Annotated in this window: 16 protein-coding genes and 2 tRNA genes; 11 read left to right on the forward strand and 7 right to left on the reverse strand. The window is 70.3% G+C overall.

From position 1 onward, the window contains the following. Positions 1-1,529: UvrD-helicase domain-containing protein (locus VNT59_RS00590; RefSeq protein ID WP_325495591.1), on the reverse strand; the 1,529-nt coding region annotated here is incomplete at its 3' end. Positions 1,530-1,550: 21 nt separating this feature from the next. On the opposite strand from VNT59_RS00590, the gene VNT59_RS00595 reads away from it, so the two are divergent. Together VNT59_RS00595 and VNT59_RS00600 are read left to right on the forward strand one after the other, a co-directional pair. After that, positions 1,551-2,237 (forward strand): hypothetical protein, encoded by a 687-nt coding sequence (locus VNT59_RS00595; RefSeq protein ID WP_325495593.1) that lies wholly within the window; start codon positions 1,551-1,553, stop codon positions 2,235-2,237. Between the two features lie 157 nt (positions 2,238-2,394). Next, positions 2,395-3,372 carry a GMP reductase gene (locus VNT59_RS00600; RefSeq protein WP_325495595.1) on the forward strand — a complete coding sequence of 326 codons (978 nt, stop codon included), beginning with the start codon at positions 2,395-2,397 and terminating at the stop codon, positions 3,370-3,372. A 183-nt stretch (positions 3,373-3,555) separates the two neighbouring features. Here VNT59_RS00600 and VNT59_RS00605 read toward each other — a convergent pair whose 3' ends face one another. Continuing rightward, complete coding sequence (locus VNT59_RS00605) at positions 3,556-4,890, reverse strand: S41 family peptidase (RefSeq protein ID WP_325495597.1); 1,335 nt, start codon at positions 4,888-4,890, stop codon at positions 3,556-3,558. 2 nt (positions 4,891-4,892) lie between these two features. Further along, positions 4,893-5,765, reverse strand: coding sequence for an alpha/beta hydrolase (locus VNT59_RS00610; protein WP_325495598.1), 873 nt, complete (start codon positions 5,763-5,765; stop codon positions 4,893-4,895). 96 nt (positions 5,766-5,861) lie between these two features. Here VNT59_RS00610 and VNT59_RS00615 point away from each other — a divergent pair, with 96 nt between their 5' ends. The 9 genes from VNT59_RS00615 (at position 5,862) to VNT59_RS00655 (ending at position 14,129) form a co-directional block, all read left to right on the forward strand. Beyond that, on the forward strand, positions 5,862-7,220 hold the full coding sequence (locus VNT59_RS00615) for an NAD(P)H-dependent oxidoreductase (protein ID WP_325495600.1): 1,359 nt from the start codon (positions 5,862-5,864) through the stop codon (positions 7,218-7,220). Positions 7,221-7,326: 106 nt separating this feature from the next. Then, positions 7,327-7,402 (forward strand) — tRNA-Ala (locus tag VNT59_RS00620). A 14-nt stretch (positions 7,403-7,416) separates the two neighbouring features. After that, a tRNA-Lys gene (locus VNT59_RS00625) sits at positions 7,417-7,492 on the forward strand. Between the two features lie 308 nt (positions 7,493-7,800). Beyond that, positions 7,801-9,300 (forward strand): copper-containing nitrite reductase, encoded by a 1,500-nt coding sequence (nirK, locus tag VNT59_RS00630; protein ID WP_325495602.1) that lies wholly within the window; start codon positions 7,801-7,803, stop codon positions 9,298-9,300. Between the two features lie 164 nt (positions 9,301-9,464). Further along, the gene (locus VNT59_RS00635) at positions 9,465-10,250 is read left to right on the forward strand and encodes an IclR family transcriptional regulator (RefSeq protein ID WP_325495603.1); all 786 of its coding nucleotides are present in this window, start codon (positions 9,465-9,467) and stop codon (positions 10,248-10,250) included. 47 nt (positions 10,251-10,297) lie between these two features. Beyond that, entirely contained in the window at positions 10,298-10,744 is a 447-nt protein-coding gene (locus VNT59_RS00640; protein ID WP_325495605.1) for a MaoC family dehydratase, read from the forward strand. Next, the gene (locus VNT59_RS00645; RefSeq protein ID WP_325495607.1) at positions 10,741-11,952 is read left to right on the forward strand and encodes a CoA transferase; all 1,212 of its coding nucleotides are present in this window, start codon (positions 10,741-10,743) and stop codon (positions 11,950-11,952) included. Before VNT59_RS00640 ends, VNT59_RS00645 begins: the two co-directional genes overlap by 4 nt. Further along, positions 11,945-13,105, forward strand: a complete 1,161-nt coding sequence (locus tag VNT59_RS00650) for a thiolase family protein (protein WP_325495608.1) — start codon at positions 11,945-11,947, stop codon at positions 13,103-13,105. Before VNT59_RS00645 ends, VNT59_RS00650 begins: the two co-directional genes overlap by 8 nt. 37 nt (positions 13,106-13,142) lie before the next feature. Continuing rightward, the gene (locus VNT59_RS00655; RefSeq protein WP_325495610.1) at positions 13,143-14,129 is read left to right on the forward strand and encodes a tripartite tricarboxylate transporter substrate binding protein; all 987 of its coding nucleotides are present in this window, start codon (positions 13,143-13,145) and stop codon (positions 14,127-14,129) included. Positions 14,130-14,158: 29 nt separating this feature from the next. Here the strand turns inward: VNT59_RS00655 and VNT59_RS00660 are convergent, their stop codons facing one another. The 4 genes from VNT59_RS00660 to VNT59_RS00675 all read right to left on the reverse strand — a co-directional run. Continuing rightward, positions 14,159-15,646: an MDR family MFS transporter gene (locus VNT59_RS00660; RefSeq protein ID WP_325495617.1), complete on the reverse strand. Its 1,488-nt coding sequence runs from the start codon at positions 15,644-15,646 to the stop codon at positions 14,159-14,161. 38 nt (positions 15,647-15,684) lie between these two features. Further along, positions 15,685-16,149, reverse strand: coding sequence for a MarR family winged helix-turn-helix transcriptional regulator (locus VNT59_RS00665; RefSeq protein ID WP_325495612.1), 465 nt, complete (start codon positions 16,147-16,149; stop codon positions 15,685-15,687). A gap of 76 nt (positions 16,150-16,225) precedes the next feature. Beyond that, positions 16,226-17,173 carry a LysR family transcriptional regulator gene (locus VNT59_RS00670; RefSeq protein WP_325495614.1) on the reverse strand — a complete coding sequence of 316 codons (948 nt, stop codon included), beginning with the start codon at positions 17,171-17,173 and terminating at the stop codon, positions 16,226-16,228. A 79-nt stretch (positions 17,174-17,252) separates the two neighbouring features. After that, the coding region (locus VNT59_RS00675; RefSeq protein WP_325495616.1) for an IlvD/Edd family dehydratase at positions 17,253-18,850 on the reverse strand (1,598 nt) is incomplete at its 5' end.

Genomic DNA, 18,850 nt, shown 5'->3' on the forward strand with positions numbered 1-18,850 from the left:
TCGCGCTCGCTCTTGTAGTGCTCGACCAGCCCCGACTCCTGCAGCACCAGCTCGATGATCTCCCGCAGGGTCAGCCCGGTGGTGCGCTCGCGCAGCACGTCGATCTTGGCCACGAAGGTCGTGAGGTTGGCGCCGGCCTTGCCGGTGGTCGCACCCACCGCGTCGTGCAGCGAGCAGCCGGCGGCACGAGCGGCGTCCTGCAGCTGTTCGACGCTGCGCGCCCCGATGCCGCGCGGCGGGAAATTGACGATGCGCAGGAAACTGGTGTCGTCGCTCGGGTTCTCCAGCACCCGCAGGTAGGCCAGCGCGTGCTTGATTTCGGCCCGTTCGAAGAAGCGCAGACCGCCGTAGACGCGGTACGGCACGCCGGCGTTGAACAGCGCCGTCTCGATCACCCGGCTCTGCGCATTGCTGCGATACAGCACCGCGATTTCCTTGCGCTCGAAACCACCCTCCGGCCCCTCGCCGCGCACCAGGTGCCGCATCTCCTCGACCATCCACTGCGCTTCGGCGAGGTCGGTGGGCGCCTCGTAGATGCGCACCGGCTCGCCGGCCCCCTGTTCGGTGCGCAGGTTCTTGCCCAGCCGGTTGCGGTTGTGGCTGATCAGCTCGTTGGCCGAGTCGAGGATGTTGCTGTAGCTGCGGTAGTTCTGCTCCAGCTTGATCTGGTGCCGCACCTGGAATTCGCGCACGAAGTCGGCCATGTTGCCGACCCGCGCGCCGCGGAAGGCGTAGATGCTCTGGTCGTCGTCGCCGACCGCGAAGACCGAATTCGGCTGCGCGCCGGGCGAGCCGTCGCGCGGCTGCGCGAACATCTTGATCCACGCGTACTGCAGCCGGTTGGTGTCCTGGAACTCGTCGATCAGGATGTGGCGGAAGCGCCGCTGGTAGTGGTCGCGGATGGGGTCGTTGTCGCGCAGCAGCTCGTAGCTGCGCAGCATCAGCTCGCCGAAGTCGACCACGCCTTCGCGCTGGCACTGCTCCTCGTAGAGCTGGTAGATCTCCACCTTCTTGCGGTCGTCCTCGCCATGCACCTCGACCATGTTGGGCCGCAGCCCGTCTTCCTTGCAGCCGGCGATGAACCACTGGGTCTGCTTGGCCGGGAAGCGCTCGTCGTCGATGTTGAACTGCTTCATCAGCCGCTTGATGGCGGACAGCTGGTCCTGGGTGTCCAGGATCTGGAAGCTCTGCGGCAGGTTGGCCAGCTTGTAATGGGCGCGCAGGAAACGGTTGCACAACCCGTGGAAGGTGCCGATCCACATGCCGCGCACGTTCACCGGCAGCATCGCCTGCAGCCGCGTCATCATCTCGCGCGCGGCCTTGTTGGTGAAGGTGACGGCCATCAGGCCGCCGGGCGACACCTGGCCGGTGGACAGCAGCCAGGCGATCCGGGTCGTGAGCACGCGGGTCTTGCCGGAGCCGGCGCCCGCGAGGATGAGCGCGTGCTCGTCGGGCAGCGTGACGGCCGCCATCTGCTCGGGGTTGAGATTCTGTAACAGCGGGGAGGCCGCGTCGGCTTCTGGGAACATACGGCATTGTAGGAAGGCACCATGAACCAGGTCTTGCGATCCGCTGCCGTGTCGGCCCTGCTGCTCCTGGCGGCGGGCGGCTGGGCGCAGGCGCCATCGGTCTGCTCCAGCGATGGCCAGCCCGCGCCGTCCGCCGTGCTGGAGCGCTTCATCAATGCCGACTGCGAAGGCTGCTGGACCGACCTGCGGACCGCGGCCGCCGGCGCGGGCGAGGTCGCGCTCGACTGGATCGTCCCGGGTGGCCGCGGCGAAGCGGCGCCGCTGTCGGCGGCGGCCCGGCGCGAGGGACTGGCGCGCCTGTCGGCGCTCGGGCGGCCGGTGCCCTCCGACGAGGCCGTCACGCGGCGCCGGCGCGACGGCCAGCCGCTGTCCTTGCGGGTGGCGCACGGGCTCGCCTTCAATGGCTATGTGGGGGCCTCGATCGAATTGAAGGAAGCCGGCCGCGGCCCGTGGCGCGCCTGGCTGGTGCTGGTGGAGACGCTGCCGGCGGGCGCCGAGCGCAGCCCAGTGGAGCGCAACCTGGTGCGCAACGTGCTGCAACTCGCCTGGGACGGCTCGCGCCAGCAGTTGTTCGAGTCCCGGCCGATGAACATCCCCGCCGGGGCCGACCCGGACCGGCTGCGGGTGGTCGGCCTGGTCGAAGACGCCCGGGGCCGCCTGAGGGGCATTGCGCAGTCGCGCTGCACGCCGGCGCCGGGCAAAGGGTAAAATCAAGCACCGGGCCCAAGCATTTGCGGCCCGGTTTTTTGTTCCGCGCCACCGCCGCGCGCCTGCGCCCACCCGCTGCGCGGTGGCGGCGCGAACAGACCACCGGGTCAAAGTCCAAGCGCTCACCTGTTCGACAAACAGCTTTCTGGAGCTTGGTATGGAAATCTTCGATTACGACAAAGTATTGCTGCTGCCGCGCAAGTGCCGCGTGACCAGCCGCTCCGAGTGCGACGCCAGCGTGGAGCTGGGCGGCCGCACCTTCCGCATCCCGGTGGTGCCGGCCAACATGAAGACGGTGGTGGACGAGAAGATCTGCCTCTGGCTGGCCCGCAACGGCTTCTTCTACGTGATGCACCGCTTCGACCTGGACAACGTGAAGTTCGTGCGCCAGATGAAGGCCGAGGGCGTGTACGCCTCGATCTCGCTGGGCGTCAAGCAGGCCGATTACGAGGCCATCGACCAGCTGATCGCGGAGGGGCTGGTCCCCGAGTACATCACCATCGACATCGCGCACGGGCATGCCGACACGGTGAAGAACATGATCACCTACCTCAAGCAGAAGATGCCTGCCGCGTTCGTGATCGCCGGCAACGTGGGCACCCCCGAAGCCATCATCGACCTGGAGAACTGGGGCGCCGACGCGACCAAGGTCGGCATCGGCCCGGGCAAGGTGTGCATCACGCGCATGAAGACCGGCTTCGGCACTGGCGGCTGGCAGCTGTCGGCGCTGAAGTGGTGCGCCCGCGTGGCGACCAAGCCGATCATCGCCGACGGCGGGATCCGCGAGCACGGCGACATCGCCAAGAGCATCCGCTTCGGCGCGACGATGGTGATGATCGGCTCGATGCTGGCCGGCCACGAGGAGTCGCCCGGCCAGACCGTGGACGAGGGCGGCAAGCTGTACAAGGAGTACTACGGCAGCGCGTCGGACTTCAACAAGGGCGAGTACAAGCACGTCGAGGGCAAGCGCATCCTCGAGCCGGTGAAAGGCCGGCTGGCCGACACCCTGCGCGAGATGGAGGAGGACGTGCAGAGTTCGATCAGCTATGCCGGCGGCCGCAAGCTGATGGACATCCGCAAGGTGAACTACGTCATCCTGGGCGGCGACAACGCGGGCGAGCACCTGCTGATGTAACAGCGGGAAACCCAACAGCCGAACGCAGAGGACGCAAAGGGTACGCAGAGGACGCGGAAAAGACACGGAGGTTTGTCCTTCGGCGCCGCTCCCGTGGCGGTCCCGCCTCCACCCTTCGTTCGGCTGTTCTTCTGCGTCCTCTGCGGAATCTCCGCGACCTCTGCGTTCGGCTGCCGGGTGGTTTCAGTCCACGAACATCCCACGCGGCCAGGCCTCGCCGATGGTGCGCGGCTCCTGGGCCGGCTTGGGCGCCCGCAGCGCCGCGGCGGTGCCGGCACTGCAGCGGCCGGTCGCGACGTACGCCAGCGCGGCCGCGATGCGGCCTTCCTGCGGGTCGCCCAGCTGGTGCTCCAGGTCGTCGGCCACCGCGCAGGTCGGCTGGAAGCCCGCGGTGAAGCCGCCCACGCCTTGCGAGTTGAGCGATTCGAACTGCACCGCCTGGTAGGTGGCCCCGCACATCTCGAACGGCACGAACCCGTACGGCTTGCCGTACGTCGTCTCGCCGATCAGCACCACCTCGACGAACGGTTTCAGGCCGTTGATCAGCAGCTCGCTGGCGGACGCCGTGCCGCCCGACGCGATCACGAAGACGCGCCGCAGGCCCTGCCCCAGCGGCGTGCCGGCCGTGGCTTCCGGCGCCTCGAACAACAGGCTTTGCGTGCGGCCGGCCTGCTGGTCGTTGAAGCGCAGATAGGAATACAGCTGGTTGACCGTCAGCGCGCCGCCGACCAGGCTGGCGAGCTCGCGCGACACCACCACGCTGCCGCCGCCGTTGTAGCGCAGGTCGAGGATGACCTCGCCGGCGCCGTCGCGCGCGAACTGGGCGAACGCCGCCTGCAACTGCTCGCGGCTGTAGGTGACGAACTGGTTGTAGGCGAGGTAGCCGATCTTGGCCGGTCCGCCCGGACCGGGCAGTTCGAAGGTGTTGACGGCCGCCACCGGACTCAGCGCGAAATCCTCCGAGACCACCGTCAGCTGCTTGGGCTGGCCGGCCGCGCTCGCGAGGCTGAACGTGCGCGGCACGCCGGGCGTGGTGACGATCGGCAGGCGACCGGCGGCGATGTCCGCCGGCGTGTAGCCGTCGATCGCCAGGACCCGGTCGCCGCGCGCGAGCCCGGCCCGCGCGGCGGGCCCGAGCGGCTCCACGTTGCGCACGCGCAGCTCCATGCGCGTCGCGTCGGTCCAGACCAGCGTGTAGCCGTAACCGGTGCGCCGCCCTTCGGTGAAGACCTGGTTGTACAGATCGGTCGGCTCGCTGTAGCTGAAACGGTCGGTCGGCCGGTACAGCATCGACTGGAAATAGGCGTCCATGGTCGGCGCGTTCCCGTCGGGCGCCGGCATCTCGCGGTACCAGTAGTACTGCGCCTGCATGAAGTCGCGCAGCTGCTGGCGCTGGCTCGGGATGGAGCACGACTGCGCGAGCGGCGGCGTCTCGGCGGGGATGTCGCCGCTGCCGCCCCCGCCGCCGCAGGCCTGCAGCAACGCAGCGATGAGCAGGAGGATCGGCCACCGCTTCATGGTCAGCCTCGCAGCAGGTCCAGCGCGATCCGCTGCAGGCGATGGCCGGGCTGCGCCAGCGCCTCCAGCACGCTGAAGTGGTTCAGGCCCGGCAGCACCTCGCACACCGGCACCACCCGCTCGCCCCAGGCGCGCCGGATCAGCTCGTTCTGGCGGATGAACTCCTCGCTCTCGGCGCCGCCGCAGACGGCGGCGAGCGTGCCCCGTGCCGGCGGCGGCAGCAACGCGGGACTGGCCAGGCGCACCTGCTCGTCGGTCAGCCGCAGCGCCGGCTGCAGGAACGGCGTGCGCATGATCGGGTCGAGGTCGTGCAGGCCGGAGATCGAGAGCGCGTGCTTCACGAGATCGGGCGGCAGGTCGCGCTCGTAGGCCGGCCAGACGCAATCGAGCAGCATCGCCGCGAGGTGGCCGCCGGCCGAATGACCCGCCACCGTGATGCGGTCGCGATCGCCGCCATGGCGCGCGATGTGGCGCCAGGTCCAGGCGAGCGCCTGCACCATCTGCAGCACGATGCCGGGGATGGTCGCCTGCGGACACAGGGTGTAGTTCGGGATCACGACGCAGGCACCTTCGCGGGTGAACGGCGGCGCCACGAACGAGTGCTCCTTCTTGTCGAAGCTGCGCCAGTAGCCGCCATGGATGAACACCAGCACCGGCGCCTGCGGCTGCGGCGCGGGGAAGATGTCCAGGTGCTGGTTGGGTCCGCCGCCGTAGCGCACGTCGAGTTCGCGCGGCTGGCTGCGCACCGCCTGCGCCGATTCGGCGGCCCAGCGCTTGAAATGTTCGGGATGCTCGGGGACCAGCTCCCGGTTGTTGTACATGCGGTCGAGCCACTGCGGGTCGTCGCCGGTGCTCATGCGTGCTGTGATGGGCATGGCGCGATCTTGGCACAGCTCGCGGCGCGGGAATTCCCCGCCTGCCGCGCCGCCGCTTCTCGGGTATGTTGCGCCTTCGACGTGCCACTCCCCACCATGAGCCTCCACCAGCAACTCCAGCAACGCGCCGCCGCGGGCCAGCCCGTGCGCGTCGGCCTGATCGGTGCCGGCAAATTCGGCTCCATGTACCTCGCGCAGGTGCCGCGCACCCCCGGCGTGCACCTGGCCGCCATCGCGGACCGCTCGCCCGACGGCGCCCGGGCCAACCTCGCGCGCGTCGGCTGGAAGCCGGAGCGGTCGGGTGCGCCGTCCATCGACGCGGCGCTGCAGCAGGGCACGACCCACGTCTGCGACGACTGGCAGGCGCTGGTGCGGCACCCGGCGATCGACGTCGTCGTGGAATGCACCGGGCATCCGATCGCGGCCGTCGACCACTGCCTGGAGGCGTTCGCGCACGGCAAGCACGTCGTCAACGTCACGGTGGAGGCGGACGCGTTCTGCGGCCCGCTGCTGGCGCGCAAGGCGGCGCAGGCCGGGGTCGTCTACTCGCTCGCGTTCGGCGACCAGCCGGCGCTGATCTGCGACCTCGTCGACTGGGCCCGCACCTGCGGCTTTCCGGTGGTCGCGGCCGGGCGCGGCCACAAGTGGCTGCCGCACTTTTGCGAATCCACGCCGCAAACCGTGTGGGGCTTTTACGGCCTCACGCCCGAACAGGCCGCGCGCGGCGGGCTCAATCCGAAGATGTTCAACAGCTTTCTCGACGGCTCCAAGCCGTCGATCGAGAGCACGGCGGTCGCCAACGCGACCGGTCTGACGGTGCCGAGCGACGGCCTGCTCTATCCGCCGGCGAGCATCGAAGACATTCCGTTCGTGACGCGGCCCAAGAGCGAAGGCGGCGTGCTGGAACGCAAGGGCATGGTCGAAGTGATCTCGTCGCTGGAAGCCGACGGCCGCGCCATTCCCTACGACATCCGCATGGGCGTGTGGGTGACGGTGGAGGCCGAGACCGAGTACATCAGGAACTGCTTCGAGGAATACAACGCGCACACCGATCCGAGCGGCCGCTACTTCACGCTCTACAAGCGCTGGCATCTGATCGGGCTGGAAGTCGGCGTCTCGGTGGCGAGCGTGGCGCTGCGGCGCGAGGCGACCGGTGTCGCCACCTGCTGGAATGCCGACGTGGTGGCGACGGCCAAGCGCGACCTCGCGCCCGGCGACACGCTCGACGGCGAAGGCGGCTACACCGTGTGGGGCAAGCTGCTGCCAGCGGCCGCGTCGCTGCGGCTCGGCGGCGTGCCGCTGGGACTGGCGCACGACGTCAAGGTGATCCGGCCGGTGCGTCAGGGGCAGAGCCTCACCTGGGCCGACGTGGCGATGGATACCAGCACGCGCGCCTGGAAGCTGCGGCAGGAGCTGGAAAGCATGTTCGGCGAACCGTTGCGCCAGGCGGCGTGAAGCGGGCTCGGCCGTGTCGCAGCCGCATTCGCGCATGGCTCGGCCATGAAATTGCAGGGTTCCCGCGGAATGGTCGCGGAGTTTTGCTAAAATAGCGTTCTGCTGTGGGGGGGTAGCTCAGCTGGGAGAGCGTCGCGTTCGCAATGCGAAGGTCGGGAGTTCGATCCTCCTCCTCTCCACCACGGTTTCTTCAAGAGGGTTCTTAGCTCAGTTGGTAGAGCAGCGGACTCTTAATCCGTAGGTCGTAGGTTCGAATCCTACAGGACCCACCACTCTTCGAAGGACCCTGCCGCAAGGCCGGGTCCTTTTTTCTTTTTGGCGCCGCGGGCGCGCGCCACGGCACCGTGCCGCACCGCGCACATCACCCGGCTCGCCGCTCCTCGTCCCGCTCGCTCCTCGTCGCCTCCGCCGGCGCCACGCCGGGCCGCCGAAACACGCACGCCGCTTGCGCTGGATCAAAGGTGCATCCCGGTGGCATCTTTCGCTTCCTAGGGTAACTACCTACATTGGAGTCAACAGCTCACAAGGCTGTCGGCCCCGCGGGGGCCCCACCCGCGATGACCAGACAGGAAGTGCAAAAGTGTTTGCCCGTGTATTCGCCCCCATCCCCCTCGCCATCGTCGTGCTGCTGTCGGCCGGTCCGCTGACGATCGCCTCGATCGGCGCCACCGCCGCCACGGCGCGCACCGCCGCAACGCCGGTCGCGGCCAAGGCCGCCGCCCCCGCCGCGAAGGGCGCGGTCCACAAGATCGCGCTCAAGACCGGAATGGCCGACGGCAAGATGGTCTTCCTCGACGGCCACGGCCAGGCAAACCCGCCGCTGCGGGCCAACGTCGGCGACACGCTGGAGATCACGATCGGCAGCGGCGAAGGCGCGGAGCACGACATCGTGTTCCCCGAACTGAACGTGCAGTCGCAGAAGTTCAGCGCCGCCAGCGGCCCCACCGTGCTGCGCTTCACCGTGGCCCAGGCCGGCAAGTTCACCTACTACTGCTCGGTGCCGGGTCACCGGCAGATCGGCATGGAAGGCACGCTGGAGGTGAGCGGCCCGGCCGGCGCCGCCGTGGCCGCCCGCCCGTCCGCTCCGAACACCGCCGTCCTGGGCGCCGCCGCCGCCAGCGCCAAGCCGATCGCGGCGGCGGCGGCCGACGCCGTCAGCATCGTGATGGATCCGACCCAGGTGCCCAAGGCCATCGGCAACCGGCCGCCGCAACTGGTGAAGTACAGCATCGAGACCGCCGAGCTGAACGGCAAACTCGACGACGGCACCACTTTCACCTACTGGACCTTCAACAAGAAGGTGCCCGGACCCATGCTGCGCGTGAAGCAGGGCGACACGGTGGAACTGACGCTCAGCAACCTCAAGAGCAGCAGGATGGTCCACTCGATCGACCTGCACGCGGTCACCGGCGGCCACGGCGGCGGCGCCGACACGCAGGTGGCGCCCGGCGAATCGAAGACGGTGCGCTTCAAGGCGCTGAACCCCGGCCTGTACGTCTATCACTGCGCGACGCCTTCGGTGCCGCACCACATCTCGGCCGGCATGTACGGGATGATCCTGGTCGAACCGCCGCAGGGACTGCCGAAGGTGGACCGCGAGTTCTACGTGATGCAGGGCGACCTCTACACCTCGCATGCCAAGGGCACCAAGGGCCACCAGGAGTTCAACAACGAGCGCGCCGACGACGAGCTGCCCACCTACTACACCTTCAACGGCGCGGTGGGCGCACTGACCAAGGAGTTCAAGCTGGCGGCGAAGGTCGGCGAAACGGTGCGCGTGTACTTCGGCGTCGGCGGTCCCAACAAGGTGTCCTCGTTCCACGCGATCGGCGAGATCTTCGACAAGGTCTACAGCGAAGGCTCGATCTCCAGCGTGCGGCACGACGTGCAGACGACGCTGGTCCCCCCGGGCGGCGCGACCATCGTGGACTTCAAGCTCAACTACCCCGGCAAGTACCTGCTGGTCGACCACGCGCTGTCGCGCGCCGGCAAGGGCCTGGGCGCCGCGCTCGAAGTGACCGGCCCGGCCGACGGCACCGTCTACCAGGCGATGGACCCGCACGGCGCCGGCTCGCACTGATCGCCGTCAACCGCATCCGGGGCGCCCGCGGGCGCCCCTTTTCATTGGCGAAACGCGCGTGTCGCGGTCGGGCGGGCCGCTAGGGATTTCCCGACATGGCCATCGCCGGGGACCGGCGTATCATTCGCATATCCATTCTGCATTCGTATATCCGAACGCCAACAATGCCCGCCGGCCCGACCGCCGCCCCCCAGTCCGTCGAGCGGATCCTCGCCATCCTGGAACACCTGGCCGCCGACCGCAGCGGCGCGGGGCTCGCGCAACTGGCGCGCAGTGTCGATGCGCCCAAGACCAGCCTCATCGGCCTGCTCGCGGGGATGGTGGCCAGCGGCCACCTCACCCGGGACGGCTCCGGCGTCTACCGCCTGGGCCCGCGCATGTTCTCGCTGGCGATGCGCGTGGTCGGCAGCCTCGATCTCTCGTCGCTCGCGCGGCCGGTGCTGGAGCAGCTGGTGGCCGACACCGGCGAGACCGCGCTGCTGGGGGCGCTGGCGCCGTCGGGCGACCTGGCGATCTATATCGACAAGGTCGAGAGCCGCAGCTCCGTGCGCTACACCGTGTCGCTGGGCGAACAACGCGAGCTGTACAGCAGTTCGATCGGCAAACTGCTGCTCGCCCACATGCCGGCGGCGCGGCAGGACAGCTACCTGCGCAGCCACCCGCTGACGTCGTTCACCGCGGCGACGATCACCTCCGTCCCCGCCCTGCGCAGGGAGCTGGAGACCATCCGCGCCCAAGGCTTCGCCCAGACGCGCGGCGAACGCGTGGTGGGCGCCGACGCCATGGCGGCGCCGGTGTACGGCCCGGGCGGCGAGGTGCTCGCCGCGCTCGTCGTCGCCGGCCCCAGCGAGCGCATGCGCGGCAACTGGGACGACTGCCGCCGCCATCTGCTGGCCGCGGCCGCCCGGCTGTCGCAGCGGCTGCCGGGGCGCGACGCGGCCGCCGCCTGAACGGTTTCGCTTCCTTTTTCCACCACCCCACCACCGGAGACCCCTGCATGGCACAGAAGACCTATGACGAATACCAGATCGGCGAAGTGTTCGAAAGCTACGCGCGCACGATCACCGAAGCCGACATCGTCAACTACACCTGCTTCGCCGGTCTCAAGCTGCCGATGTTCATCGACGAGGAGTTTTCGAAGAAGCACAGCATCTTCAAGACGCGCGTGGCGCCCGGCCTGCTGACGGCTTCGATCGCCGCCGGGATGCTGGAGGACATCCTCGGCAAGTACACGCTCGCGGCACTCGGCCTGGACCGGTTCAAGTTCAGTGCCCCGGTCAAGGCGGGCGACACCTTGCACACGCGCATCACCGTCGAAGGCAAGAAGGACGTCTCGGACAAGACCCGCGGCGTGCTGACGGTGCGCATCTCGGTGGTCAACCAGACCGGCGTGGTCCCGCTCGAGTTCTGGGGCTCCTTCATGATGCGCAAGGGCGAGCTTTGATCGCTGCGCCCCTGCGCGGCATCCGCGTGCTGGATTTCGGCCAGGGCGTCGCCGGGCCGTACTGCGGTCAGCTGCTCGCCGACCAGGGCGCGCAGGTCGTCAAGATCGAACCGCTGCGCGGCGACTGGTCCCGCACCATGGGCGACCCCGGCGCCCACGGCCAGAGCGGGGTGTTCGTCAGCGTCAATCGCGGCAAGCGCGGCCTCAGCGTCGACCTGCGGCAGCCCGACGCGATCGAGATCGTGCGCGGGCTCGCCGCCCAGGCCGACGTGGTGCTGGAAAGCTTCCGGCCCGGAGTCATGGACCGGCTGGGCCTGGGCAGCGCCGAACTGCGCCGCGCCAACCCCGCGCTGGTGTACTGCTCCGTCACCGGCTTCGGCCCGGACGGCCCCAACGCCGACCTGCCGGCGGGCGATTCGACCATGCAGGCGTACGGCGGCCTCATGAGCATCGTCGGCGAGCGCGACGGACAGCCGCTGCGCGTGGGCAACGTCGTGTCGGACATGCTGGCCGGCATGAACGCGTTTTCGGGCGTGTTGCTGGCGCTGCTGCAGCGCCGCGCCGGCGCGCCCGGCGCGGACGTCCAGGTGTCGCTGCTCGATTCGATCGTCGCGTTCCAGGCGCCGCCGCTCAGCGAATACCTGATGACCGGCCAGCTGCCGCAGCGCCTGGGCAACGACCACCCGCTCATCGCCCCCTCGGGCGCGATGCGCACCAGCGACGGGGCGATCTGCTTCACGGTGTTCGATCACCAGTGGCCGGCGTTCTGCGAAGGGCTCGGACTGCCCCAGCTGGCGTCGGACGCGCGCTTCGCCTCGTCGGGCGAACGCCAGCGCCACCGCGATGCGCTGCGGGCCGCGCTGGAGCCGGTGTTCGCGAGCGGCTCGCGCGCGGAGTGGCTCGACCGCCTGCGCACGCTGGACGTGCTCTGCGCCCCGATCAACGACTACCGCGACCTGGTGGCCGACCCCCAGGTCCGGCACAACGCCCTGTTCGAGCGGATCGAGGCCGGGGACGGCAGCTACCCGGCCATCCGCAATCCGATCCGCCTCGGCGGCGCCGGTGGCGGCGCGGCCGGCGCGCCGCCGCGGCTGGGCGAACACACCCGCGACATCCTCGAGCACGACTGCGGCATCGCGCCGGAGCGCATCGAGGAGCTGCTGGCGCACAAGGTGGTGCTGGCGGCGCAGGAGACCGAACATGCATGATCCCGTCATCGTCGACGCGATCCGCACGCCGTTCGCGCGGCGCGGCGGCGCGTACCGGGCGCTGCGCCCCGACGCGCTGCTGGCAGCGCAGTTGCGCCAGCTGGTCGACCGCAGCGGCGTCACCCCGGCCCGGATCGGCGACATCGTGGCCGGCTGCGTGTCGCAGGCCGGCGAGCAGGCGGCCAACGTCGGCCGGCAGGCCGCGCTGCTGGCCGGGCTGCCGGTGGAAGTGCCCGCCGTCACGCTCAACCGCATGTGCGGCTCGGGCCAGACCGCAGTCCACCTGGCCGCACAGGCGGTCGCCGCCGGCGACGTGGACTACGCGATCGCCTGCGGCGTCGAGAGCATGAGCCGCGTGCCGATGTTCCTCGACGTCACGCTCGGCGAGCCCTTCCGCGACTGGTCGTCGCTCAATCCCGACCTGCTGCGGCAGCACCAGCTGCCGCACCAGGGCGAGAGCGCCGAATTGATGGCCGCTCGCTGGTGCCTGTCGCGCGAGGTGCTCGACGAGTTCGCGGCCGAGAGCCATCGCAAGGCCCATGCCAGCGCCGCCATCGGTGGCCGCGAGACGGTGCCGCTGCCGCCCTCGATGGGCCCCGCCGGCGAATTGCGCAGCGACGAGGGCGTGCGCGCCAACGTCGACCGGGAGAAGATGGCCCAGCTGGCGCCGCTGTTCCGGCCGCAAGGCGGCGTGATCACGGCCGGCAACGCCAGCCAGATGACCGACGGTGCCGCCGCCTTGCTGGTGGGCGACGCGGCCCGGGCGCGGGCCGACGGACTGAAGCCGCGCGCGCGCTTTCGCGCCCGCGTCGTCGTCGGTTCGGATCCCCGCATCCAGCTCGACGGCGTCATCCCCGCGACGCGCGCGGCGCTGGCGCGCGCCGGCGTGGGCGTCCAGGACATCGACTGGATCGAGGTCAACGAGGCGTTCGCCTGCGTGCCGATCGCGTGGGCCCGCGAGCTGGGCGTCGACCTCGCCGACGTGAACCCCTGGGGCGGCGCGATCGCGCACGGCCACCCGCTGGGCGCCACCGGCGTCGGCCTCACGGCCAAGGCGCTGGCGGGCCTGGAGGCCACGGGCGGCACGCTGGGCCTGGTGGTGTTCTGCGTCGGCCACGGCATGGCCACGGCCACGGTGCTGGAGCGCATCTGACTTTCCCCCACGACCAAAACAGACAGGAGACAACAGCATGAAACCGATCCCGAAAGTCCTGGCCGCGCTGGCGTGCGGCGCTGCCGTCGCCACCTGCGCGCCGGCGCTGGCCGACACCTATCCGGCCAGGCCGATCCGCCTGATCGTCGCCTACGGCCCCGGCAGCGGCGCCGACATCATGGCCAGGATCCTGTCGGACAAGCTCGCCGAGCGGCTCAAGACCGGCGTGGTCGTGGAGAACCGCGAAGGCGCCGGCGGCCAGATCGGCACGCTCGCGGCGGCCAAGTCGCCGGCCGACGGCTACACCGTGCTGCTGGCGCCGACCACCCTCACGGTGAGTCCCCACATGCAGAACCCGCCGCAGTACGACGCGATCCGGGACTTCGCCCCGATCGCGCGGGTGGCCGTGCTGCCGATGGCGGTCGTGACCGCGCCGAACGCGCCGAACGCGCCGTACAGGAGCATGAAGGAGCTGGTCGACTACGCCAGGGCCAATCCGGGCAAGCTGAGCTACGCCACGTCCGGCAAGGGCTCGCCGAGCCACCTGGAAATGGAGCTGCTGCGCAAACGCTATGGCCTGGACGTGCGCGACGTGCCGTACAAGAACGTCGGCCAGGCGATGACCGACACCATCAGCGGGCAGGTCTCGTTCTACTTCCCCACCTTTCCCTCGGCGCTGCCGCACATCACGTCGGGGCGGGTGCGCGGCCTGGCCAATGGCGCGGTGAAGCGTTCCGAGCAGGCCCCCTCGCTGCCCACGATCTCGGAGGAGCTGGGCCTGCCGAACTACGAAGCCAGCGTCTGGTACGGCCTGGTGGCGCCGGCGGGGGTGCCGCCGGACGTCATCGGCAAGCTCTCGGCGGAAGTGCTGGCGATTCTCGAATCACCGCAGGTACGCCAGCAGATCGCCAAGACCGGCGCCGAGGTCTCGCCGATGGACACGCAGAAATTTTCCGCCTTCATCGCCAGCGAGAACGCCAAGTGGGGCGGGCTGGTGAAGGAACTGGGCCTGAAGGACCAGTAGCGGCAGGCCTGCAGCGCCGGCCGTGCGCCTCAGTGGGGCGCCTCCGCGGCCGCCTTGCCCGCCCGGCCCGGCCGCCGCATCAGGACCAGCAGCGGGATCGTGAGCAGGGTCACGACCATCATCACCGAGAAGTCGCCGGCGTAGCCGATCAGGGCCGCCTGGCGGCTGACCTCCGCGTTCAGCACGGCCAGTCCGGCGGGGCTGTCCGGACTCAGCAGCGGCGGCAGATCGAGCAGGCCCCGATTGCCGCGCGACACCAATCCCGCCAGCTGTTCGTGGGCCTGCGCCGCGCCGTGCGTCAGCAGCGCCTGCACGATCGAGATGCCGACGCTGCCGCCGATGTTGCGCACCAGGCTGTAGACCGGCGTGCCCTGGTGGCGCAGCCGCGGCGCCAGCGTCGCGAAGGCGGCCGTCGACAGCGGCACGAAGGTGAAGCCGATGCCCAGGCCCTGGATGAAGCCGGACGTGACGATCAGCGAGCTGTCCATCTGCAGCGTGAGGCCGGTCATCTGGTACAGCGAATACGCGGTGAGCGCGAAACCCGCGGCCATGATGACCCGCACGTCGATCCGGTTCACCAGCCGCCCGACCACGATCATCGCCAGCATCGTGCCGACGCCCCGCGGCGCCGTGACGATGCCGGTGTAGACCACCGGATACCCCATCAGGCTCTGCAGCAGCATCGGCAGCAGCGCCATGGTGCCGTACAGAATGGTGCCGACCATGAAGCCGAACAGGCAGCCGGTGACGAAGTTGCGGTCCTTCAGCAGGTCGCGGTCCAGGAACGACACGCCCTGCACCGTCCACGTGTGCACGGCGAAGAAGGCGAACGCCACCACCGACGCGGCCGCCTCCAGCCGGATCTCCCAGGCATCGAACCAGTCCAGCAGCTCGCCGCGGTCCAGGAGCAGCTGCAGCATGCCGATCGCGATCGTCAGGGCGGCAAAGCCGAACACGTCCAGCCGCTGGCCCTCGGGGCGGCTTTCGGGGAGATAGCGCACGATTCCCCACAGCGCGAACAGGCCGACGGGCAGGTTGATGAAGAACACCCAGCGCCAGTCGAAGTTCTCGGTCAGCCAGCCGCCCAGCATCGGGCCCAGGATCGGGCCGACCATGATGCCCGCGCCCCAGATCGCCATCGCCTGGCCGATCCGCTCCAGGGGGTTGATGTCCAGCAGCACGGCCTGCGACAGCGGCACCAGCGCCGCGCCGAAGATGCCTTGCAGCAGGCGCGCCGCGACGATGCCGGCCAGCGACGTCGCCAGCCCGCACAGCGCCGAGGCGAGCGTGAATCCGATCACCGAGACGATGAACACCCGGCGCCGCCCCCATTGCGAACAGAGCCAGCCGGTGAGCGGCAGGGCGATGGCCGAGGCGACGATGTACGAAGTGAGGACCCAGGTGATCTGGTCCTGCGAGGCCTGCAGGCTGCCCTGCATGTGCGGCAGCGCGACGTTGGCGATCGTGGTGTCGAGCGCCTGCATGATCGTCGCCAGCATGATCGAGACGGTGATCATGCCGCGGTGGGGGAAGGTCCCCCCGGTCGGAACCGGACTCACGCGACGCCTTCCTCCGCCTGCAGCGACAGCAGGCCGTGGCGGGCCTTGGCCAGCAGCGCCAGCAACTGCTCGCGCTCGGCGGCCGAGAGCGCCGCCAGCGACGCGCTGCTGAGCTCGTCGCCGATCGCCAGCGCCCGGTCCAGCGCCTTGCGCGCGCGCGGCAGGATGTGCAGCTCGTTGATCCGGCGGTCGCTGGCGCTGGGCCGCCGCTCGATCCAGCCGGCCGCGGCCATCCGGTCGCACAGGCCGGCCACCGCCATCGGCGTCAGGCCCATCCGGCCGGCCAGCTCGGTCTGCGACAGCGCCTGCGGCCCCGCATGCGCCGCCAGGACGGCCAGCAGCCGGCACTGGGCCTGCGACAGGCCCAGTTGCTCGCGGGCCAGGCGGTCGAACTGCTGCGAATAGAGCCGGCCGACTTCGTTGGCCAGAAAGCCGAAGCGGCGCGTGAGGGCGAATTTCATAAGCACACGGATTATAAAGATGCTTATGATTTGCCGCCGGCGAGCCCGCCGCGCCGCTCGTCGGCGGCGGCGTGGCTCAGCGCATGGAGCGGCGGGCCGCGCTCTTGCGCTTCGGCGTGGGGGCCTTGGGCGCCCGCGCGGCGACCGGCGGCGCGCGCCGCAGCACCGCCTGCGCCGCGCGCAGCAGCGAGCGCGCCAGCGGCACGCACGGTCCCTGCAGCGCCAGCACGATGCCGATGCGCCGCACCGGCGCGCGGCCGGGCAGCGGAATGCGCACCAGGTTCATGCCGCCGGTCCACAGCGGCGGCCAGTCGGGCAGCAACGCCACGCCGAGCCCCTGGTCGACCAGCGCCGCGATCGCCGCCAGGCTGTCGATCTCGAGCCGCTGGCGCGGCCGGATGTCGTGGTCGCGCAGGTAGCGGTCGGCCAGCTGCCCGCCGACCGACATGCGGTCGTAGCGGATGAACGGTTCGCCGGCCAGCAGCGCGTGCGGCTCGCCGCCGGCCTGGCTGGCATGGGCGACGACCACCAGCGGCTCCTCGGTGAGCGCCTGCCACTCGCAGTTCTTGGGGACGACGAACTGCGGCTCGACGACGATCGCGGCGTCGAGTTCCCCGGCCGACACCCGATGGCACAGGTCGACCGAGCTGCCGGGCGAGACGAAAACCGACAGTTCGGGGTGGGCGTCGTACAGGTGCCGCAGCACCGGCGGCAGCACGCTGGTCAGCGCCGACGAGAACACCCCCAGGCGCAGCTCGCCCGGCAGCGAGCTGTCGTGGGCGATGGCGCGCAGGTCGCGCATGTCGCGCAACATCCCGCGCGCGCGCTCCAGGATCTTGAGGCCCGCTTCGGTCAGCCGCACCGAGCGGCCGGCGCGCTGGATCAGCGCCGTGCCGAGCTCGTCTTCCAGGGCGTGCAGCCGCGCGGCGATGGCGGCGGGCGTGAGGTCGAGCCGCCGGGCCGCTTCCGCCATCGAGCCGACATCGGCCACCGTGACGAAGCTGTGCAGGAACTCGATGTTCATGGCCGCGAGTATCGCGCAGGGCCGGCGCCCCGCCCGCGGCCGGCGCCCCGGGGCGCAGCCCGGGGCCTGGCGAGCCGGCTTACGCCTTGGGCACCCGCTCGCGCGTCTGCGCCGAGCGCAGGAAGTCGAAGTCGACGCCCTGGTCGGCCTGCGTCACCGTCTGCAGGAACAGCTTGCGGTAGCCGCGGTCGGCGCTGGGCACCGTCACCGGCTCCTCCTTGGCCCGGCGCGCCAGCTCCTGCTCGGACACCACGAGACTGATTTCCCGCCGGGTGACCGACAGGCGGATGCGGTCGCCGTTGCGCACGTACGCCAGCGGACCGCCGATCGCCGATTCCGGCGTCACGTGCAGCACGATGGTGCCGAACGCCGTGCCGCTCATGCGGCCGTCGGAGATGCGCACCATGTCCTTCACGCCCTGGCGCGCCAGCTTGCGCGGCAGCGGGATGTAGCCGGCCTCCGGCATGCCGGGGGCGCCCTTGGGCCCGATGTTCTTCAGCACCAGCACGTCGTCCGGCGTCACGTCCAGGTCGTCGCTGTCGATCCGATTGGCCAGGTCCTCCAGCCCTTCGAACACCACCGCCCGGCCTTCGTGCTCCATCAGCTTCGGATCGGCCGCCGACTGCTTGATGATCGCGCCGCCCGGGGCCAGGTTGCCCTGCAGCACAGCGATGCCGCCCTGCGGATAGATCGGGTTGTCGCGCGGCCGGATCACGTCCTGCTTGAACGACGGCGCGGCGCGCTCCAGCTCCTCGCCCAGCGTGCGCCCGGTCACCGTCAGCGCGTCCAGGTGCAGCAGCGGCTTGAGCTCGCGCAGCAGCGTGGTCATGCCGCCGGCGGCGTGGAAGTGCTCCATGTAGTGCTGGCCCGAGGGCTTCAGGTCCACCAGCACCGGGGTTTCGCGGCCCATGCGGTCCAGCGCCTTCAGGTCGATCTCGAAGCCCAGGCGGCCGGCGATCGCCGTGAGGTGCACGATGCCGTTGGTCGACCCGCCGATCGCCAGCAGCACCCGCATCGCGTTCTCGAACGCCCGGGCCGTCAGCACCTTGTCGATGGTCAGGCGGCTCCTGGCCATCTGCACGGCGACGGTGCCGGTTTCCTCGGCCACGCGCATGCGGGCCGACGTCACCGCCGGCGGCGACGCGCCGCCGGGCACGGTCATGCCCAGGGCCTCGGCGATGCAGGCCATCGTGCTGGCGGTGCCCATCACCGAGCAGGTGCCGACGCTGGCGACCAGCTGGTTGTTGACGTCGGCGATCTCGGTCGCGTCGATCTCCTCGGCCCGGAACTTGCCCCAGTAGCGGCGGCAGTCGGTGCAGGCGCCGACCACTTCGCCGCGGTGCGAACCGGTCAGCATCGAGCCGGTGATCAGCTGGATCGCCGGCAGCCCGGCCGACGCCGCGCCCATCAGCTGCGCCGGCACCGTCTTGTCGCAGCCGCCGATCAGCACCACGGCGTCCATCGGCTGGGCGCGCAGCATTTCCTCGGTGTCCATCGACATCAGGTTGCGCAGGTACATGCTGGTGGGCGCCGCGAAGCTCTCGCCGATCGAGATGGTCGGGAACTTCACCGGCAGGCCGCCGGCCAGCATGATGCCGCGCTGCACGGCCTCCACCAGCTGCGGCATGTTGCCGTGGCAGGGGTTGTAGCCGCTGCCCGTGTCGGCGATGCCGATCA

It is taken from the genome of Ramlibacter sp. (genome assembly GCF_035554825.1).
GTDB lineage: Bacteria > Pseudomonadota > Gammaproteobacteria > Burkholderiales > Burkholderiaceae_C > Ramlibacter.